General features: G+C 69.5%; 18 protein-coding genes and 1 tRNA gene. 8 read left to right on the forward strand and 11 right to left on the reverse strand.

Annotation, left to right across the window (positions count from 1 at the left end):
* Positions 1-53 precede the first annotated feature (53 nt).
* On the forward strand, positions 54-1,049 hold the full coding sequence (locus ACZ63I_RS13790; protein ID WP_469338443.1) for a helix-turn-helix domain-containing protein: 996 nt from the start codon (positions 54-56) through the stop codon (positions 1,047-1,049).
* A gap of 29 nt (positions 1,050-1,078) precedes the next feature.
* Positions 1,079-1,513 (forward strand): SgcJ/EcaC family oxidoreductase, encoded by a 435-nt coding sequence (locus ACZ63I_RS13795; RefSeq protein ID WP_469338444.1) that lies wholly within the window; start codon positions 1,079-1,081, stop codon positions 1,511-1,513.
* 295 nt (positions 1,514-1,808) lie between these two features.
* On the opposite strand, the gene ACZ63I_RS13800 is transcribed toward ACZ63I_RS13795, so the two are convergent.
* Complete coding sequence (locus tag ACZ63I_RS13800; protein WP_469338446.1) at positions 1,809-2,348, reverse strand: flavoprotein; 540 nt, start codon at positions 2,346-2,348, stop codon at positions 1,809-1,811.
* A 70-nt stretch (positions 2,349-2,418) separates the two neighbouring features.
* Between ACZ63I_RS13800 and ACZ63I_RS13805 the strand changes: the two genes are divergently transcribed.
* Complete coding sequence (locus tag ACZ63I_RS13805) at positions 2,419-3,606, forward strand: helix-turn-helix domain-containing protein (RefSeq protein ID WP_469338448.1); 1,188 nt, start codon at positions 2,419-2,421, stop codon at positions 3,604-3,606.
* Positions 3,607-3,704: 98 nt separating this feature from the next.
* The gene (locus tag ACZ63I_RS13810; protein WP_469339213.1) at positions 3,705-4,223 is read left to right on the forward strand and encodes an ATP-binding protein; all 519 of its coding nucleotides are present in this window, start codon (positions 3,705-3,707) and stop codon (positions 4,221-4,223) included.
* Here the strand turns inward: ACZ63I_RS13810 and ACZ63I_RS13815 are convergent.
* Positions 4,180-4,254 (reverse strand) — tRNA-Val (locus ACZ63I_RS13815). The two genes, ACZ63I_RS13810 and ACZ63I_RS13815, sit on opposite strands and share 44 nt — an antisense overlap.
* Before the next feature lie 164 nt (positions 4,255-4,418).
* Between ACZ63I_RS13815 and ACZ63I_RS13820 the strand changes: the two genes are divergently transcribed.
* The 3 genes from ACZ63I_RS13820 (at position 4,419) to ACZ63I_RS13830 (ending at position 7,330) form a co-directional block, all read left to right on the forward strand.
* Complete coding sequence (locus tag ACZ63I_RS13820) at positions 4,419-5,192, forward strand: DUF4097 family beta strand repeat-containing protein (protein WP_469338450.1); 774 nt, start codon at positions 4,419-4,421, stop codon at positions 5,190-5,192.
* Between the two features lie 72 nt (positions 5,193-5,264).
* On the forward strand, positions 5,265-6,653 hold the full coding sequence (locus ACZ63I_RS13825) for a hypothetical protein (protein ID WP_469338452.1): 1,389 nt from the start codon (positions 5,265-5,267) through the stop codon (positions 6,651-6,653).
* Between the two features lie 452 nt (positions 6,654-7,105).
* Positions 7,106-7,330: an FmdB family zinc ribbon protein gene (locus ACZ63I_RS13830; RefSeq protein WP_469338454.1), complete on the forward strand. Its 225-nt coding sequence runs from the start codon at positions 7,106-7,108 to the stop codon at positions 7,328-7,330.
* 21 nt (positions 7,331-7,351) lie between these two features.
* Here ACZ63I_RS13830 and ACZ63I_RS13835 read toward each other — a convergent pair whose 3' ends face one another.
* From ACZ63I_RS13835 to ACZ63I_RS13845, 3 genes are all read right to left on the reverse strand, one after another.
* On the reverse strand, positions 7,352-8,200 hold the full coding sequence (locus tag ACZ63I_RS13835) for an HAD family hydrolase (RefSeq protein WP_469338456.1): 849 nt from the start codon (positions 8,198-8,200) through the stop codon (positions 7,352-7,354).
* Complete coding sequence (locus tag ACZ63I_RS13840) at positions 8,197-10,758, reverse strand: phosphoribosyltransferase domain-containing protein (RefSeq protein WP_469339215.1); 2,562 nt, start codon at positions 10,756-10,758, stop codon at positions 8,197-8,199. The genes ACZ63I_RS13835 and ACZ63I_RS13840 overlap by 4 nt, the downstream gene beginning before the upstream one ends.
* Positions 10,759-10,895: 137 nt before the next feature.
* Positions 10,896-12,059: an HpcH/HpaI aldolase/citrate lyase family protein gene (locus ACZ63I_RS13845; protein WP_469338457.1), complete on the reverse strand. Its 1,164-nt coding sequence runs from the start codon at positions 12,057-12,059 to the stop codon at positions 10,896-10,898.
* Between the two features lie 197 nt (positions 12,060-12,256).
* Here ACZ63I_RS13845 and ACZ63I_RS13850 point away from each other — a divergent pair, with 197 nt between their 5' ends.
* Positions 12,257-13,141 carry a TerD family protein gene (locus tag ACZ63I_RS13850; RefSeq protein ID WP_469338459.1) on the forward strand — a complete coding sequence of 295 codons (885 nt, stop codon included), beginning with the start codon at positions 12,257-12,259 and terminating at the stop codon, positions 13,139-13,141.
* A gap of 122 nt (positions 13,142-13,263) precedes the next feature.
* On the opposite strand, the gene ACZ63I_RS13855 is transcribed toward ACZ63I_RS13850, so the two are convergent.
* From ACZ63I_RS13855 to ACZ63I_RS13880, 6 genes are all read right to left on the reverse strand, one after another.
* Positions 13,264-14,004, reverse strand: coding sequence for a TerD family protein (locus ACZ63I_RS13855; RefSeq protein WP_469339217.1), 741 nt, complete (start codon positions 14,002-14,004; stop codon positions 13,264-13,266).
* A gap of 217 nt (positions 14,005-14,221) precedes the next feature.
* Positions 14,222-15,367 (reverse strand): DUF475 domain-containing protein, encoded by a 1,146-nt coding sequence (locus ACZ63I_RS13860; protein WP_469338461.1) that lies wholly within the window; start codon positions 15,365-15,367, stop codon positions 14,222-14,224.
* A gap of 51 nt (positions 15,368-15,418) precedes the next feature.
* Positions 15,419-15,994, reverse strand: a complete 576-nt coding sequence (locus tag ACZ63I_RS13865; protein WP_469338463.1) for a TerD family protein — start codon at positions 15,992-15,994, stop codon at positions 15,419-15,421.
* 178 nt (positions 15,995-16,172) lie between these two features.
* Positions 16,173-16,748 carry a TerD family protein gene (locus ACZ63I_RS13870; RefSeq protein ID WP_041990162.1) on the reverse strand — a complete coding sequence of 192 codons (576 nt, stop codon included), beginning with the start codon at positions 16,746-16,748 and terminating at the stop codon, positions 16,173-16,175.
* 121 nt (positions 16,749-16,869) lie between these two features.
* Positions 16,870-17,334, reverse strand: coding sequence for a peroxiredoxin (locus tag ACZ63I_RS13875; RefSeq protein WP_469338465.1), 465 nt, complete (start codon positions 17,332-17,334; stop codon positions 16,870-16,872).
* Positions 17,335-17,532: 198 nt separating this feature from the next.
* Positions 17,533-17,970 (reverse strand): DUF3052 domain-containing protein, encoded by a 438-nt coding sequence (locus ACZ63I_RS13880; RefSeq protein WP_469338467.1) that lies wholly within the window; start codon positions 17,968-17,970, stop codon positions 17,533-17,535.
* Positions 17,971-18,276: the final 306 nt, after the last annotated feature.

Here is an 18,276-nt window from a genome sequence, read left to right on the forward strand (position 1 = left end):
CAGCAGATCAGGTGACCGAAGCGTGGCAGTGGTGGAGGTGGAACACTGTCGTGATGGGCGGTGATGGGGCGGGGTTGAGCGGCGTCGCGCGAGCCGGGGCCGGATCGGGAAGCGCCGAGGGTTTTCTGGAGAGGCTGGAGCGCAGCGGTCTGCCGCCGCTGCGTGGTGACCGGCCTACCGGCGGGGACTTCCGGGCCGACGTGGTGAGTCGGAACCTGGGCCCTTTGCGTCTGACCGAGTTGGTGACGCCGGAGGGCGAGTGCTTCCGCGACGCCCGCTCCGCACGTGCACGCGACAGCGAGCTGTGGCAGGTCGAGGTGGTGACCCGGGGGCATGTGCGTGCTGAACAGGGTGGCAGCACCGCCGTGCTGGGCCCCACGGACCTCGTCCTCCTCGACCCGGTGCGGCCGGTGCGGTTCGCCAGTTCCGCGACCACTCACGTGACCATGCTGATGCCGCGGCACCTGCTGCGGCTGGGTGCGGACGACGCGGCGCGTCTGGTCGGCGTACGGATTCGTGGTGACCGGGGCCCCGGGGCTCTGGTGTCTTCGCTCGTCCGGGACATGACGCGGAGCGTGGACGGGTTCCGCGCGCATGAGGCGGACCGGTCGGCGGCCGCGGTGATCGAACTGATCGCGGTGACGCTGGCGTCTCGCCTGGGTGACGTGCGCCCGGTGGACGACGACGTACTGCGCACGAGAGTGGTCGGCTTCATCGAGGCAAGACTGTCCGACCGGGATCTCACCCCGGCCAAGGTGGCCGCCGCACATCATGTGTCGGTGCGCCGGCTGCACAAGCTCTTCCAGGACCAGCCCCTGACCGTGGCCGCCCTGATCCGCCGGCGGCGTCTGGAGCGGTGCCGCGCGGACCTGGCCCGCAGGACCACCACGGTCGCCGCGGTGGCCGCCTCGTGGGGTTTCGCGGACCCGGCGCACTTCAGCCGGCTGTTCAAGGCCACCTTCGGGCACAGCCCGGGAGCACGCGTGTCCAACGACGGCGCGCTGATCGTCAATGACCCCCACGCCGGACCCGGCAAGGATGGTGGCTGACCAGACGAAAGCGGAAAGGGCCCTGACCAATGAATCCGACGCTCGACACCCTGCGTGACGTCCCTGCCCGAATGATCGAGGGGTGGAACCGCGGTGACGCGGCCGCGTTCGCCGCGGACTTCGCCCAGGACGCCGAGCTCATCGATTTCGACGGCACGCTCCACAAGGGACGCGACACCGTGATCGCCTTCCAGCAGCCGGCCTTCGACACCGTACTGAAAGGCTCCCGACCCGTGCACGGCCAGGTGGAGTTCACCCGGGAGATCGCACCGGGCTGCGCCGTGGTGCACCACCGCTTCGGCATGGTGATGGCCGGCGAAGAGGAACCCCCGCCGACCCGCTACTTCCTGCAACTCTTCGCCATGGCCTGGCAGAACGACCGCTGGGAGATCGCAACGCTGCAGAACGCACGCCTGGTCTCGCTGGAGTCCGCCATGACCCTGGACGCACAGGCCACCACGTAACGAAACCCGGCGCCTCAGATTCTCGCTCCAGTATCAGTACTCGCCGCCGAACACAGGATCGACCGAGCATGGGCGAACATCGACGGATGGGGGTTCAAGTCCCTCCGGCGCCTCTCTCGTGGCGCTGTAGTTCAAAGGCAGAACACGTCGATGACCCGCGGTTCTTGAACGCCGCCGGTGAGCGCAATTGGGTGGCAAACTGGAGCCCGGGAGCTGGACATGCTCCCGGGCTCCGTCACATTCCGGCCCCCGGCGTGCGCGGTGACCGGGAAGGTTCACCGGCGGCTCCGCTTGATCAGCGCGCACCGCCGAGGCAGTTGAGCGCGTTCAGGGCTGCGGGCCAGGGATAGGGGTTCTTCTCGCCTGAGTTGTGCGGCTCGAAGCCGTTCTCGCCGTACAGGACCGTCACACCCATCCCCCGCAACTCCGCGATGCTTCGCTCGAACTGTTTGTGCCGTACGTAGGCCGAGTTCACGCAGGGCATCGTCACGATCGGGATGCCCTTTCCGATGCCCTCCGCGACCACACCGACCACGAACTTGCTTGTCAGCCCGAGCGCCCACTCGTTGATCGTGTTGAAGGTCGCCGGCGCGACGAGGATCGCATCTGCGGGGGGCCATACGTCCGGTTCACCCGGCAGTTTGTACTCGGACCGGACCGGACCGCCGGTCAGTCGTTCCAGCTCCGTCAGTTGTGGGTCCAGCCAACGGGCCGCCGTGGGGGTCAATCCGAGCCGCACGTCCCAGCCGTTCGCCTGGGCATCCGTGATCACCTGGGCCACATCGAACACGGGCGGGGCGGCGGACCCGAAGAGGTACAGCGTCCGTGAAGTCATTGGCATATCGCACCACATGAAGTCGGCGCGAGTACCGTTTCAGATGACGAGTCAGGAACGGAGACCCCGCATGCCTATGCCCGACGAGGAGCACACAGGCACTCGTATCAGGGAGCAGCGGAAGCTAGCGCATCTCACGCAGCGTCAGCTCGCCGCCCGGATCCCGTTCTCGTACAGCCTGCTCAACCAAGTCGAGTGCGGTGCCCGTGCGGCCAGCACGGACCTGGTCGCGGCGGTCGCGCAGGCCCTGCGCATCGACGTCACAGCACTGACGGGCCAGCCGTACGTCACTGAACTCCAGCAGGATCGCCTCGCCGAGTTGGTGCGCCCGATCCGTGAAGCACTGGATCTGTACGACCTGCCCGCGATTGAGACCGTCGGTGTGCGGCCGGACACCGAGCTGGTAGCAGCCGCCAGTGACCTGTGCGCGGAGGTGCGGGCAGCGCATCTGCGGAGCGCCGCTCGTCAACTTCCCGAGGTCATCACGGAACTCACCGCGGCTGCTTGGCGCACGCCGTCGACGGAGCTGTGGCGGGCCCTCGCCTCCACGTACCGCACGGCGCATGATCTGGCCGTGAAGCTCGGTTACTACGACCTGAGTTCCGTCGCTCTCGACCGTATGGACTGGGCAGCGCACCGTGCGTCTGATCCGTGCCTCGCCGCAGTACGGCAGTACATGCGGGCGCTGGTGTACTTCCGGGAGGGCGAGTACTCGATCGGGCAACGCCTCATTGCCGCAGGACATGAGGCGGTGGGTCAAGCCCCTGACGGGCGGGAGGCGGAGGCAGTCGCCGGGCAGTTGCATCTGGGAGGAACAGTCATCGCCGCGCGCGCCCGCGATGACGAGGCGCTGACGACGCATCTTGCTCAGGCCACCGAGATCGCCGACCGTATCGGGGATGCCTCTGACGTCCACTGGCTGTCTTTCGGGCCGGTGAACGTGCGCATGCACCGAATCTCCGCTGATGTCGAACGGCGCCACTACGACGAGGCACTCGTGCAAGCACGCGCCATGAAGGAGCTACCGGCGTCCGTTCCTACGTCGCGCCGTGCCCACTTCCTGATCGACCGGGCGCGCTCCGAGATGGAGACCGGCCGTACGGATGCCGCGCTGAAGAGTCTCTTCGCCGCCCGCCGCGCAGCGCCCGAACAGACTCGGTATCACCCTGGCGCGCGCGAGACCATCTCCGGACTGGTGCACCTGAGCCGCCGCGCTCCGGACACCCTTACCAATTTGGCCGCTTGGGTCGGCATGTAGAGGACGGTACTCACAGCACTCACAAAACTGTGAGCACTGCGGTGTCCCAAGCACTCCACCCTGGACTCGTACCTGATCAGCTACGAGCCGGGGACCCCATGATCGAGGCACCAGGAAAACAGTCCAGGCAGGCTTTATCGTCAGTCGAAAACCTCCCTTCCCTTGTAGTGAAACGTTGGCCCAACAGCCCGCGATCCGTGGGCAAGGCGCGCCACCTGCTGCTCCAGCACCTGAACTCGTGGGATCTGAACAACCTCGCGGACTCGGCCGAGTTGGTGCTCTCCGAGCTGCTGACCAACAGCGTGCGGCACGCGCGTGTCCCGAGCGGGCGGCTGATCGAGACGCGCTTCGAGCGTCTGCACGCCGGCGTCCGCATCGAGGTGCACGACGCCAACGAGAACAAGCCGGAGCGTCGCGAGCCCTCTGCGGATGACGATTCCGGGCGCGGTCTTGCGCTTGTCGACGCGCTCAGCGGCGGATGCTGGGGAGTGAGCGGGCGCACCGGGGTCGGCAAGGTCGTCTGGGCCGTGTGCGGAACGGCCCCCTCGCGTCGTCGCGAGGGGGCCGTTCCAGTGGTGGGCGCGGACGGGTTCGAACCGCCGACATCTGCTTTGTAAGAGCAGCGCTCTACCCCTGAGCTACGCACCCGTGGATGAAGGAACAGCGTACATGGCCCGCGGGGTACGGGGGGTAACCCCACCCGGAGACGGTGGGCGGCCGGATCGGCCTCGGGGGGTGGTCGTTCGTACGGTGAGGGCACAGCCAAGACGTGTCGGCGGACCGCCGGCGGAATCACTGGGGGAACGATCACCGTGGCCGCAATCCGTAACCGCACCCGTACGCTTCTCGCCGCTGGCGGGGCTGTGCTCGTCGCTGTCGCCGTCAGTGGCTGCGGTGGCGGCGATCCGTCGGACGCTCCGGTGGAGAAGAAGGCGTTCCCGCTCAACGGGCGCACGCTCACCATCGACGCCACGAACTCCCGGATCACGCTCGTGCCCGCCGATGTGCGGGACGTAGAGGTGACGCGGCAGGTTGACGGGTGGGTGTTCATGGGGAGCGGGCCCGACGCGACCTGGAAGATGGCGGGCGACACGCTCACGCTCGCCGTGAAGTGCAAGGCCGTGGCCAGCAACTGCGAGTCGCAGCATTCGGTGAAGGTGCCGCGCGGCGTCGCGGTCGAGCTCAGCGGGAACAACGGCGGGGTGACCGCTTCCCGGTTCAGCAGTCCGCTGCGGCTCGGGCTGGACAACGGGTCCATCACCGTGCGCGACTCCAGCGGGCCGCTCGATCTGACCACCAACAACGGGTCGATCACCACGCAGCGGGCGTCGGCGAAGTCCGTTTCCGCGCGCTCCAACAACGGCTCGGTCCGGCTGGGGCTCTCCGCGCAGCCCGACAAGGTGGACGCCGTGACCGACAATGGCGGGATCACGATCGAGCTGCCGAAGGCCGGTTCCGCGTACGCGGTGACGGCCCGCAGCCACAACGGGAAGGTCGACGTGGGCGTGCCGACCGACCGCAGCAGCGCCCATGTGGTGAAGGCGCGCAGCAGCAACGGCCGAATCGCGGTCCGAACCGCGAACTGATCGGCCCGTGTGTTCGTCCCTACCAGGTGGGAGAATGTACCGGGCAGGGTGGACTCAGCACGGGAGAGGCATGTGACGGCGACGCGCGCGCAACCGCACTCAGGATCCAAGGCGAGTGCTGTCCGTGACGTGATCGCGGTGATGCTGCTGCCTGTGCCGCTGCTCGTCGCGGCGCTGCCCGCCGCGTTCAACGGCGCGGGCGGTGGCGGCACGCGGCGCTGGTTCGGCGGCGGCCGGGGCGGCGAGAGCCAGCGGGCCGACGCGCAGGCCGCCAAGGACGCGGCGGCTGCCGCCTTCTACGAGCTGGACACGGCCCAGCGCGATCTGCGGATCTCGATCGAGACGATCACTGCGGTCGACAGCTCGCCGGGCGCGCGCAGGGCCGTGGAGGGCTTCGCGGCGCTCGGGCGCCGGATCGACGAGGCCAGCAGTGGATACATCACCGCCGTCGACGCCCATGATCTCGACCGGCACGACCTTGAGCCGTCGGCGGCCTCGGCCGCCCGTGGTGAGCTGACGAAGGCCAAGGACGAGCTGGTCCGCGTCAAGGCCGACCTCGACAAGTTCGAGCAGGGGCTCGGACCGCTGCTCGACAAGGCCGAGACGCAGCTCGCGCGGCTCGCACCGGCCATAGAGCGGGCTCGCCAGGCGCTCCTCTCCGCGAGCAACGCTCTCGACGCGGTACGGGGCACAGGGCTGCGCGCGGACGATCTCGCCCTGCGGCTCGCTCAGCTCGGCCCCGAGCTGACGAAGCTCAACCAGGGCGCCGGGCAGCACGGTGTCACGGACACGCTGCAGCGCGCCGACCGGGTGCTGCGGGACGCCGAGGCGGTACGGGCCGAGGCCGAGCGGCTGCCGGAGCGGGCCAAGGAGATCGACAAGCGCCTGGTGTCGCTGCGTACCCGCGCGCAGGCGCTGACCACCCGCGCGGGCACCGTGGAGCCGGTCCTGAGCGAGCTGCGGCGCCGCTTCTCCGCCGAGTGCTGGCAGGATCTGCAGCACGTTCCGGACCAGGCCGCCGACAGCGTCCGGCAGGCCGAGCTGAAGCTGAAGGAAGCGGGCAAGGCCCGCGAGGAGCAGCGCTGGCCGGACGCGACGTCCCTGCTGAGCACGGCCAGGGCGCTGCTGAACACCACGGACGAGGCCGTCTCGGCGGCCGGCGACCGGTTGCAGCGGCTGAACGCCGTGTCGAAGGACCCGCAGCAGGAGATCGACCGTACGAGGTTCGCGATCCGGGACGCCCAGCGGCTGGCGATGACCGGCCGCTCCACGCCCGACCCGCGCCACGCCCGCCCGCTCGACGACTCCGTGGCCCGGCTGGACCGGGCCGTGGCGGGTCTTGAGGGGCGCCACCCCGACTACTGGCACTTCCTGACCGAGACCGAGGCGGTACGGAACACGGCGGCCCGGGTGGTCTCGGAGATCCGCGAGGAGCGCGGGTCGGGGCACGGCAGCGGCTGACGGGGCCGTCCCGGGGTGGCCGACCCGGGGTGGCCGACCCGGGCTGGTGGGCCCGGGGTGATGGCGCTCCCTTGCCGGAGACCACCGGCCGGGGGTACGCCCCGGCGGAGCCGCACGCTCGGCCGGGCGGCGCACCCCCGCCGGACGGCAACTTCCGCAGCGGCCACGCTCCCGGCAGGAGTCGGCGCGCCCCCGTCAGGGGCCTGTACGCCCCCGCCGGCCCGCACGCGGGCCCAAACGCGCCCGTCGGGGCTGATGGCGCCCCCTGGCCGGACACCCCCGGCCCGGGATACGCCCCGGCGGAGCCGCGCGCTCGGGCGGGCGGCACGCCCTCGTCGGGCGGCGACTTCCGCAGCGGTGACGCCCCCGGCCGTGGCCGGTAACTCCCCGCCAGGGCCCCCGTGACCCGCAACGCCGTGAGCGGCGGCCGGGTGTACCGATAGCCTGGCGCCATGCCTCGCTACGAGTACCGCTGCCGTTCCTGTGGTGACACCTTCGAGCTCAGCCGTCCGATGGCGGAGTCCGCCGACCCCGCGGCCTGCCCCGCCGGGCACGACGACACCGTGAAGCTCCTGTCGACCGTCGCCGTCGGCGGCTCCGCCAAGGGCGGCGCGCCCGCTCCGGCGGCCGGTGGTGGTGGCGGCGGTGGCTGCTGCGGGGGCGGCTGCTGCGGCTGACGCCTGCGGCCAGCCCGCAGGTCAGCCCGCCGCGACCTGGCTGAGGCGGCGGAGGATCTCCTCGCCCGCCAGGACGCCCGTCTGCGGCAGTACGTCGACGTGCGACGCGGTCCAGCCGCTGTCGGCGAGTTCGCCGTGGCCCGGCCGCCAGGCGTGGTCGGCGGCCAGCAGCAGGTCGGCGTCGAGGAGCGAGTCCCCTGCGGCCATGGTCAGTTCGGCGCCGGAGCGACGGGCCACCTCGCGCATCGCCGCGCTCTTGGTGAGCGGCCGGGGCACCGCGTAGATCTTGCGGCCCTGGAGGGACACGGTCCAGCCGCGGCCGTCGGCCCAGTCGGCCAGCTCCTTCACCCAGCCGTCCGGCAGCAGCGCCCGGTCGACGACGAGATACGCGAACAGGTCTTCGGCGACGCGCTCCTTGAGGAGCCAGTCCGGGTCGGCGGCGGCGAGCAGATGGTCGCGCACCTCCGTGAGCGACGCGCACTCGTCGGCGAGCCTGGCGGCCACCTGCCGCTGCCAGTCGGGGTCGGAGACCCCGTCGACCAGCAGATGCCCGCCGTTGGCGCAGATCGCGAACTCCGGTTGCGGGCACGGCAGATGGATGCGGGCGTACTGCTCGCGCGTGCGGGTCGTCGTCGGTACGAACACGGTGGCGCGGGCGAGGGAGTCCAGCAGCCCCGCTGCGGTCTCCGTCAGATACGACAGCGGTCTGCCCTCGTACACCTCGACGCAGAGCAGCCGGGGCGTCTCGGCGTCGGGCATGGGCAGTTGGAGGGCCGCCGCCGAATAGATGAGGGTCCGGTCAAGGTCACTGGCGACCAGCACCCGCGACGCGCCGGCCGATTCGGCGAGCTGAGGAAGAGCTGCGCTCACTGGCCCGCCACCGCCTTGCCGTCCGCGCCCGTCGCACCGCGCGTGTACTGCGGGTGGATCAAACCCACACAGCTATAAGGGAGTCCGTCGACCTCCTCGACCGGTACGCCCCGCTGTTCGGCCAGCAGCCGCACATGGTCCAGGTCGGAGCCGGCCCCCCGCTGCGCGAGGATCTTCCAGGGCACCCGGCGCAGCAGCACCCGGGTCGTCTCGCCGACCCCCGGCTTGACGAGGTTGACGTCGTGGATGCCGTACTCCTCGCTGATCCGCTCCACGGCGGCCCAACCCTCCCAGGTCGGCGCGCGGTCGGCGGCGAGGAGTTCCTTGACCTCGGTGTCCACCGCGTCGGTCACGTCGGCGAAGCGGCCGGCGACGGTGTCGAGGAAGTGGGCCGAGACATCGGCTCCGGCGAGTTCGCGGTAGTACTTGGCGCCGTGGAAGTCGTCGGGACCGACCAGGTCGGCGCGCAGGACCGTACGCGAAATCAGGCCGGAGACCGTCGAGTTGAGGCAGGCGGACGGGATGAGGAAGTCCTCACGCGTGCCGTACGTCCGCACGCAGCCGCCCGGGTCGGCCAGCACGGCGATGTCCGGGTTGAAACCGGCGAACGGGGCCAGGGCTTCGGCCAGTTCGCGGGTGATGGCGCCCTTGCCGGTCCAGCCGTCCACGAAGACGACGTCGGCGGGGTCGTGATGGGCGGCCAGCCAGCGGATCGCGTTGGTGTCGATGCCGCGGCCGCGCACGATGGAGATCGCGTAGTGCGGCAGTTCGAGGCCGTGGCGCTGCTGGGCCCAGCGCCGCATCAGGACGCCGACGGGGGTGCCGGCCCGCGCCAGCGACACCAGGACGGGGCGCGGCGAGCGCTCGGCGAGGACCGTCTCGGTGACCGTGCCGACCGCCCGCGCGATCCGGGCAGCGGAGGTGTCGAGCGCCGCCAGGAAGAGCTGCTGGTACCGCTCGTCGGGCTGGTACTCGACGGGCAGGGACTCGGCGTAGTGCGCGCCGCCGCTCTGGATCGCCTCCTCGCGCTCCTCGGTCGGCGCCTCAAGCTCCACGTCCGAGAGGTCCTGGAGCAGCCAGCCGACCTCGTCGGCGGCGTAGGAGGAGAAGGCGGGGCCGCGAAGGGGCTCGGGAAGCATGACGGGGTCCTGCCGTTCGGGGACGTACGACGGTTCGAGGGCGTACGACGGTTCTGGGGCGGCTGACGGTTCTGGGGCGGGCGACGATTCGGGGACGTGCTGAGGTCCCGGGACGTACGACGGGACGACGGCCAGCACCACGCGCGGCACATGCGCCGCGAGTTGCGCCAACAGGCCGTCAGCGGCGTGCAGTTCGGGCGAGTCGGCCAGCGAGTCGACGACCGCGACGACCGCGTCGAAGCCGCCGCCCGCGACGTTGTAGGCGTACCGCTCGCCGGTCGATCCGTCGCCGTCCGGGTAGGCCGCCGTGTCGTGCGCGGGGAAGACGAGGCGGCTGCGTATCGCGTAACCGGGGTCGTCCACGGCGAGGACGGGCGAGCGGGTCGTCGTCGAGAAGCGCACCTCGGCACCGGGACCGGCGCCCGCGCCCGGGCCGCCCAGGCCGCCCAGGGTCCGCTCCATCTGCTCGGCGAGCCGCAGCGGGGCGTACATCAGCTCCTCGAAGCCCAGGACGAGGACGCGCCTGGCGCCGCCCAGCTCGGCGACGACGGCGTCCGCCATGGCGGGCAGGGCGGCCTCCAGCCGGGTCCTGTGCTCATGGGTGAAGCCGTGCCGGCCGCCGTCCGGGACCCCGGCCGGCCAGGCCAGCTCGACCGTCACCGGGTCCGAGCCGGCAAAGCCGGCAGAGCCGCCGCCCAGGGCCGACGGAGCATCGTCGCGCACCGCCTCATGCTCCGCCACGAGCGCCTGGCCCTTCTCCAGGACCCCGTCCGGCAGCTCGACCGTGCCCGCCGCCAGCGTGACGAGGTCGACGCGCGCCCCGATCTCCTCGGCGAACGCCGCCAGCCGCCCCCGGTCCGCCGCCGAGCGCATGTCGACGAGCGCCACGACGACGTACCGGGAGCGCGGGTAGCGGGCGTGCAGCGCGCGGATCGTGTTCAGGACGGTGTTCCCCGTGGAGAACTCGTCGTCCACGAGCACCAGCGGCCCGTCGCCCGCGAGCAGCGCGGGATCCTCGGGCAGCAGCAGATGGGACGTGGCGTGCGAGTGCGCCTCCTCGAAGCCGCCCGCCCGCTCGACACCCGCCACCGGGCGGCGCGTGGAGTGCAGGTACGGCGCTTCGCGCACCCCGTCGGCGACCGAGTGGCCGAGCCCCGTCGCGGTCTCCGCGTACCCGAGGATCACCGCCCGGCGCACATCGGCGCCCAGCAGCTCCCGTACCCGCTCGCCCAGCTCGACACCCGTGCCGTGTATGAGCGCGGGGCTCTGCGGTACGTGCTTGCCCAGCACGTTGGAGACCAGCAGATGCGCCCGCCTGGGGTTGCGGCGCAGGGCCATGCCCAGCAGTTCCCGCAGCCGCTGGTCGCCGTCGAGCCGTACGCCGAGCCGCTCGGCGACCCACGATCCCGACCACACCATGCCGGCCGTCTCTTTCCTGTCGAAGTGCTCGAAGTGCTCGAAGGGCTCGAAGCGCTCGAAGCTTTCGAATGTCTCGGGGCGCTCGCCAGCGTCGGTCGTCGTGACGACCCTGACCTCTATCTTCGCGCGCTCCGCCCTCACGGGGCGAGCCCGGCGGCGAGCAGCTCCACGAAACCGATGTCCTCGCGCGCGACACCGAACACCTCGGCGCGCAGCAGCGTGCGCTCGGCCCAGGCGCGGTGCGGCTTCACCTCGTTCATCTTGTTCGTGTACGACGACCGCAGCACGCCCCCGCCGGTGCGCTCCGGGCGCAGGATGTCCTGGGCGTCGCTGAATTCCTCGTGGCTGACGACCGACAGCGCGTGGACGGGCATGACGTGCGAGGGGTGGATGCAGGTCTTGCCTTGCAGGCCGTTGGCGCGGTCCAGTTCGATCTCGCGCAGCAGTCCGTCGAGATCGTGCTCGATCAGGGCGGTGCGCAGCTCCTCGGCCCGTCCCGCGCGGAACGGGCTGTTGCGGAGCTGCGGCTTGAACATCCGCTCCTGGAGCCGGAAGTACTCCCAGACGGGACCGGTGACGGTGAAGCCCGTACCGTCGGCCCTGCCCAGCACGTTCACCACGTCAGCGATGATCCCGGCCACGATCTGCACGTCGTACGCGGTCATGTCGGGCGCCCTGCGCAGCCCGTACGCGGAGCAGAAGTCGGTGACGCCGAGGCGCAGCGCGAGCACGCGGTCGCGGTACTTGTCGACGGCGGAGGCGATCCCGCCGAGTGTCTCGGCCCTGCTCTCCAGATGCAGCAGCGCGGGCGACTCCAGCACGGGCATGGCGAACAGCCGGTGGCCGCACGCGCTCTCCGCCTCCACGATCGCTTCCAGGAACGGTACGCCGCGCTCGGCGGTGAACTTCGGGAGGACGAATCCGGACAGCAGTCGCACGGCCGGGCCGATCCGCCGTACCAGATCGGGGATCTGGCCGGCCTCCCTGACCCGGATGAACAGCAGCGGCAGTTCGCCTTCGCGCGCGTCGAGGTCGGCGAACTGCCGGACCAGATTGGCCTCGGCATCCTCGACCTCGGAGTCGTTGATGGAGTCCTCCAGGCACAGGACCATGGAGACGACTCCGGCGCCGGCCTGCTTCACCACGTCGTCCGCGAGCTGCGGCCGGGTGGCCGGGCTGTAGAGCGTGGCCCCGAGAGCGGCCGAAAGGATGCGGCTCGGGGAGGCGGCGGTGAATTCAGCGGGTTCCTGGTGGAACAGGATCTCCCGGCTGCGGGGCGATATGTGCCCGAAATGACGCATGAAATGCCCCCGTACTGCCGGTGTCGCCCGCTGTTGGCCATTGGGTCATGTGGCCGGTAATAGTACGTATGACACCTGTCAACGGTTCCCCGTGCGCATGAAATTCTGGTAACTCGTCCGCTTCGCGCCTATGTCATGCACGTGACGACTGATACCCACGTTGTCGGGACCGGCAGCTTGAAGGCAGGATGGCCCGCATGACGCACGCGATGGTGAAGGGCTCCAACGTCTCGCTCGACGCCACGGCGGTACGGGCCGTGCTGCGCTGGTCCCCCGGGGCCGGGGTACCGGACGTGGACGCGTCAGCCCTGCTGCTCGGCCAGGACGGGCGCGTGCGCTCCGACGAGGACTTCGTCTTCTACAACCAGCCGCGTCACCCGTCGGGCCTGGTCAGGCGGCTCTCCAAGAAGCAGCTCGCCGACGGGTGCACCGACTCCGTGGAGGCCGATCTCGGCACCCTCGACCCTTCTGTCGACCAGGTCGTACTGGCCGCGTCCTCGGACGGTGCGACCTTCCGGCACGTCGGCGACCTGCGGATACTGCTGTACGACGCGACGGCGGCCGACGCCGAGCCGCTGGTGGTCTTCGACGTCCTGCCCGAGACGGGCGAGGAGACCGCGATCATCTGCGGGGAGCTGTACCGGCGCGGGGACGGCTGGAAGTTCCGCGCGGTCGGCCAGGGCTACCCGACCGGTCTGGTGGGCCTGGCCACGGCCTTCGGCATTTCCGTGGACGAGACGGAGGGCGCGGACCCGGACCACGCGACGGACGCGGGAGCGACCGCGACCGGCAGCACCGGAGCCGCCGGCGCCGAGACGTCCACGTCCACCGGCCCCGCGGCCGCCACGGCGCCCCAGCACCCCCCGCTGCCGCCGCACCCGCCGGTCCTGCCCCCGGTCCCCGCGCAGCCGCCCGCCTACGGCTATCCGCAGTCACCGGCGCAGCCGGGCTACGGCTACCCGCAGCCCGCGTCCTCGCCGCAGCCGGCATACGGCTATCCGCAACCGGCCGCAGCAGCGGCTCCCGCGCCCGATCCGAACTTCCGGCTGCCGCCGATGGGCCCGCAGTTCGTCCGGCCCTGAAACAGTCCGGCCCTTTGACAGTCCGGCCCTTTGACAGTTCGACCCTTTGACAGTTCGACCCTTTGACGGTTCGGCCCTGAGACAGTTCGGCCGACAGTTCGGCCCTGAGACAGTCAGAGCTCCTACGCCTTCGTCTTGTACCCCCGCCCCCACTGGAGCCCCCAGCCGTACAGCCGGTCCAGCTCCGCCTGGAAGCCGTAGACGAACTTCACCTCGCGGTGCACGGTCAGCTCGCCCTTCACCTTCTCCAGCGAGAACACCGCGCACGACCGCGCCTGCGGTGCCCGCTCGTCCAGTTCGATCTCGACGCGCGGCCCGTTGCTCGGGTACAGCGTCACCTTCGCGTGCGTGCGGTCGAAGGCCGGCGTCTGGTCGTATATGTAGACGAAGAACAGCAGCCGCTTGATCTCGTCGGCATGGTCGAGATTGACGAAGACCGTCTCCCCCGACGGGGCGCCGAACCGGTCGTCACCGCTGAGCTTGATGTACGGCGCCGCGTTCAGGTCGCCGAAGAAGCCGCCGAGCGGCTGCACCACGCCCTTGCTGCCGTCGGTCAGCTCGTACATGCAGCCGAGGTCCAGGTCGACGTTGACCACGCCCTGGGTGTGCGCCTGCACCACCTCCGGCTGGAAGAGCTTGAACGGGTGCCGCAGCAGCCGGCCGCTCTGCTTGGACCTGCCCTCGATGTCCGACGTCCGCATCCGCCAGGAGAGATTCACCCGCAGATTGCCGTTGGCCGCGCCCTGCTTGGAGAGCGAGACCGTCGGATGGCGCTTGGTCAGCTCGATGGAGTTGGTGGCAGCGCTGCCCGAGTCGAACTGCGCCGCCTTCCCTCCCTGCCACAGGTTGTCCCAGAAGGCCATGCCCGCCCCGCCTCTCTCGTCTTCCACGCGACATCACACGGAACAACGGGGCAGTCCGCCGGCTACCGCCTTCGACTGCCCCGTCCAGAGCGTGCCCCCCGCGACGCCGCGTCCACCACCCGCGAGGCAGGGCGCCCGGAGTCACTGCCCCGGCGCACCCATGCGCACTCGTGCACAACTATGCGCAGTTGTCCGCGTACGCCCCCGCCGGGCCGGCTCAGACAGGCAAGGACGCCTTGTCCTGCGAATCCTTCCCCTCGCCGTCCCCGCCCTGCGCCTCAAGCGCCTTGTTTCGGCGCACCGAGGACCAGAACGAGGCCGCGATGAGGATGACGCCCACCAGGCCCGTGATGATCTCGTTGATCTGGTGCTGGATGGTGACGAGCAGGATCACGGCCAGCGCACCGATGGCGTAGTGCGCGCCGTGCTCCAGGTAGACGTAGTCGTCGAGGGTGCCCTGGCGCACGAGATACACGGTCAGGGACCTGACGTACATGGCGCCGATACCGAGGCCGAGCGTCATCCAGAAGATGTGGTTCGTGATGGCGAAGGCGCCGATGACCCCGTCGAAGGAGAACGAGGCGTCCAGGACTTCGAGGTAGAGGAACATGAAGAACGCGGCCTTGCCGGCGAGGCCGACCATGGAGACGGGCCTGCCCTCGGCCTTCGCCGCCTGCTGTTCCTCCTCCTCGCGCTCCTCGGCCTCTTCGAGGCTGTTCTCGAAGTGCCCGGAGAGACCGCCGACGACGAGGTACGTGATCAGCCCCGCGACCCCGGCAAGCAGCACCGTCGACGACTTGTCCGCCGTGCCCGTGCTGGTGTGGGCGTGCGTGGCGAAGGTGAGTGCCGTGACGAGCAGGACGATCAGCGCGACGCAGACCGACAGCATGTCGATCTTGCCGAGCTTGGCCAGCGGGCGCTCCAGCCACTGGAGCCACTTGATGTCCCGGTCCTCGAAGATGAAGTCGAGGAAGATCATCAGCAGGAACATGCCACCGAAGGCGGCGATCGCCGGGTGGGCGTCGGTCACCAGGTGCTCGTACCGGTCGGGCTGGTTGACCGCGAGTTTCACGGCCTCGATGGGACCGACCTTGGCACTGATGGCGACGATGACGACCGGGAAGACCAGCCGCATACCGAACACCGCGATGAGGACGCCGACGGTGAGGAAGATCTTCTGCCAGAAGGCATTCATCTTCTTCAGGACCCCGGCGTTGACGACCGCGTTGTCGAACGACAGCGAGATCTCAAGGATCGACAGGATCAGTACGACCCCGAACGCCTCCCACCCCCACTGCCAGGCCGCGAAGGCTAGGCCGATCGCCGTGATGGCGAACGACCAGCCGAAGGTTTTCAGGATCACTGGCTACCCCATCTGGTGAATACGGGTTTTTCCCCCGTGTAGAGCACTGCTTTACGAAACGTTGACCCCGAAGTCTAGAGCGATGCCGCGAAGTCCGGACGCGTACCCCTGTCCTACGGCCCGGAACTTCCACTCGCCGTTGTAGCGGTACAGCTCGCCGAAGATCATCGCCGTCTCCGTCGAGGCGTCTTCCGTGAGGTCGTAGCGCGCCAGCTCCTGGCCGTCGGCCTGGTTGGCGACCCGGATGAAGGCATTGCTGACCTGGCCGAACGTCTGGCCGCGGTTGTCGGCGTCATGGATCGACACCGGGAACACGATCTTGTCGCAGTGCTCGGGCACCTTGGTGAGGTCGACGATCAGCGACTCGTCGTCGCCTTCGCCTTCACCGGTCAGATTGTCACCGGTGTGTTCGACGGAACCCTCGGGACTGGTGAGGTTGTTGTAAAAAACGAAGTACTCGTCGCCCAGCACCCTGCCGTTCTGGCAGAGCAGCGCGCTGGCGTCGAGGTCGAAGTCCGCCCCCGTCGTGGACCGTGCGTCCCAGCCGAGCCCGACCAGCACCTGGGTGAGATTCGGCGCGGCTTTGGAGAGGGAGACATTGCCTCCCTTGGCGAGTGTGACGCCCATGATCGTGAGTCCTCCCCTAGGTGAATGTGATGCGCTGTTGCCCAGGCACGACGCGCCTGTCGTCATGCCCAGTCGCGCTCTGTTCATGCCGTCCGTACGGTGCTATCGCGTCCGGCGCCGCACTGTGGAGTGCGGCGCCGGACGGGAGAAGCGGGACGGCTCAGAGCGGTGAGTCGGCTCAGACGTTGACGCCGAAGTCCTGCGCGATACCGCGCAGGCCCGAGGCGTAGCCCTGGCCGATGGCACGGAACTTCCACTCGGCGCCGTTGCGGTACAGCTCGCCGAAGACCATGGCGGTCTCCGTCGAGGCGTCCTCGGTCAGGTCGTAGCGCGCCAGCTCGTTGTTGTCGGCCTGGTTGAGCACGCGGATGTACGCGTTGCGCACCTGGCCGAAGGACTGCTGGCGGCTCTCCGCCTCGTAGATCGAGACGGGGAAGACGACCTTGTCCACGTCGGCCGGCACGGCGGCGAGGTTGACCTTGATGACCTCGTCGTCGCCCTCGCCCTCACCGGTGAGGTTGTCACCGGTGTGCTCGACGGATCCGTCGGGGCTCTTGAGGTTGTTGAAGAAGACAAAGTTGCCGTCCGTGGCCACCTTGCCCTCGGTGTTCGTCAGCAGTGCGCTGGCGTCGAGGTCGAAGTCGGCTCCGGTGGTGGAGCGTGCGTCCCAGCCCAGACCCACGGTGACCGCGGTCAGGTTGGGCGCGGCTTTGGTCAGCGAGACGTTTCCGCCCTTGCTGAGGCTGACTCCCACGAGTCCTCCTTAGGTTTCGGGACATGCGTTGGCATCGGATCAACGACTGGATCCTAGTGACCGGTTCCCGGCCGTTGTGCGATTTCGGTGGGTACGGCTCAGTCGGAGTGCGCCGAGCGTTTCAGAGCGCTTCGAGCGCCTTGACGTACTCGTCGACATCCCTGGCGTCCGGGATGGCGTTGACGACGCTCCAGCGCACGATGCCCTCCTTGTCCATGATGAACGTGCCGCGCACCGCGCACCCCTTTTCCTCGTCGAAGACGCCGTAGGCGCGCGACACGGCTCCGTGCGGCCAGAAGTCGGAGAGCAGCGGATACTCCAGGCCCTCCTGGTCGGAGAAGACCCGCAGGCTGTGGATGGAGTCGTTCGACACGGCCAGCAGCATGGTGTCGTCGTTGACGAAGGTGTCGAAGCGCGCGCCGAGCGCCTGGAGTTCGCCCGTACAGGTGCCGGTGAAGGCGAAGGGGTAGAAGACGAGGACCACGTTCTTGCCGTCGGCGCCGCGGAAGTCGGCGAGCCGGACGCTCCTGCCGTGGTTGTCCTTCAGTTCGAAGTCCGGAGCGGGGGCACCGGTCTCGATCGCCATGGATGCTCGTCCTTTCACAGTGCCCGGCGGGAAGGCGCATCGGAGACGGCCCGGCGCCCTCCCCCGGGCTCGACAGATGGCGCCCAGCCTACGCACCGGCATACGAGGGGCCCCCGCCGACCGGTGTCGGCGGGGGCCCGCTCAAGGCTGCTTGCTATTGGCTGCTGAGGCTTGCGCGCTCGGACGCGGCGCTCGGTGTCAGCGCTTGGACTTCGCCGCCTTGGGGGTGACGAGCCGGCTGCCGGTCCAGTCCTTGCCGGCGTTGACGCTCTTGGTCTGCGACAGCCCTGACGTCTGTGCGGCTTCGTTGATGTCGCTCGGTTCGACGTAGCCGTCACGGCCGGTCTTGGGTGTCAGCAGCCAGACCACCCCGCCTTCGTCGATCAGACCGATGGCGTCCACCAGCGCGTCCGTAAGGTCGCCGTCCTCGTCGCGGAACCACAGCAGGACGGCGTCGGCCACGTCCTCGTAGTCCTCGTCGACAAGCTCTTGGCCGATGACAGCCTCGATGGACTCACGGAGCTCCTGCTCGACGTCGTCGTCGTAGCCGATCTCCTGGACCACCTGTCCGGGCTCGAACCCCAGCCGTGCCGCCTGGTTGGTCCGTTCCTCCGCGTGGTCCGCGGTCGCGCTCACGGATTGCCTCCTGATCATGTTTCGGGAAATGCTTCAGCCGCGCGCGTACGCGGGGCATTGGCCGTAGTCCACACGGGCGGGACGGATCGCGCAAGTACCCGACGGCCGAGACCGCCTAAACGGTGACGTTCCGGGCCGCTTCATAGCATCTTCAGGCACTTCGGCTTCCCCTCCCTGGCCGTGTGTCACTCCGTTCCTCCATTTTTGCCATGTTATGCCGCATCGATACGCCATTCGAGCCCGAACTGTCGAACGAAACGCGTGGCCGGGGTGGGCGTAAGGTTGCGATTTGACCTCAGCGGGGTC

This window comes from Streptomyces sp. NPDC087906 (genome assembly GCF_055584925.1).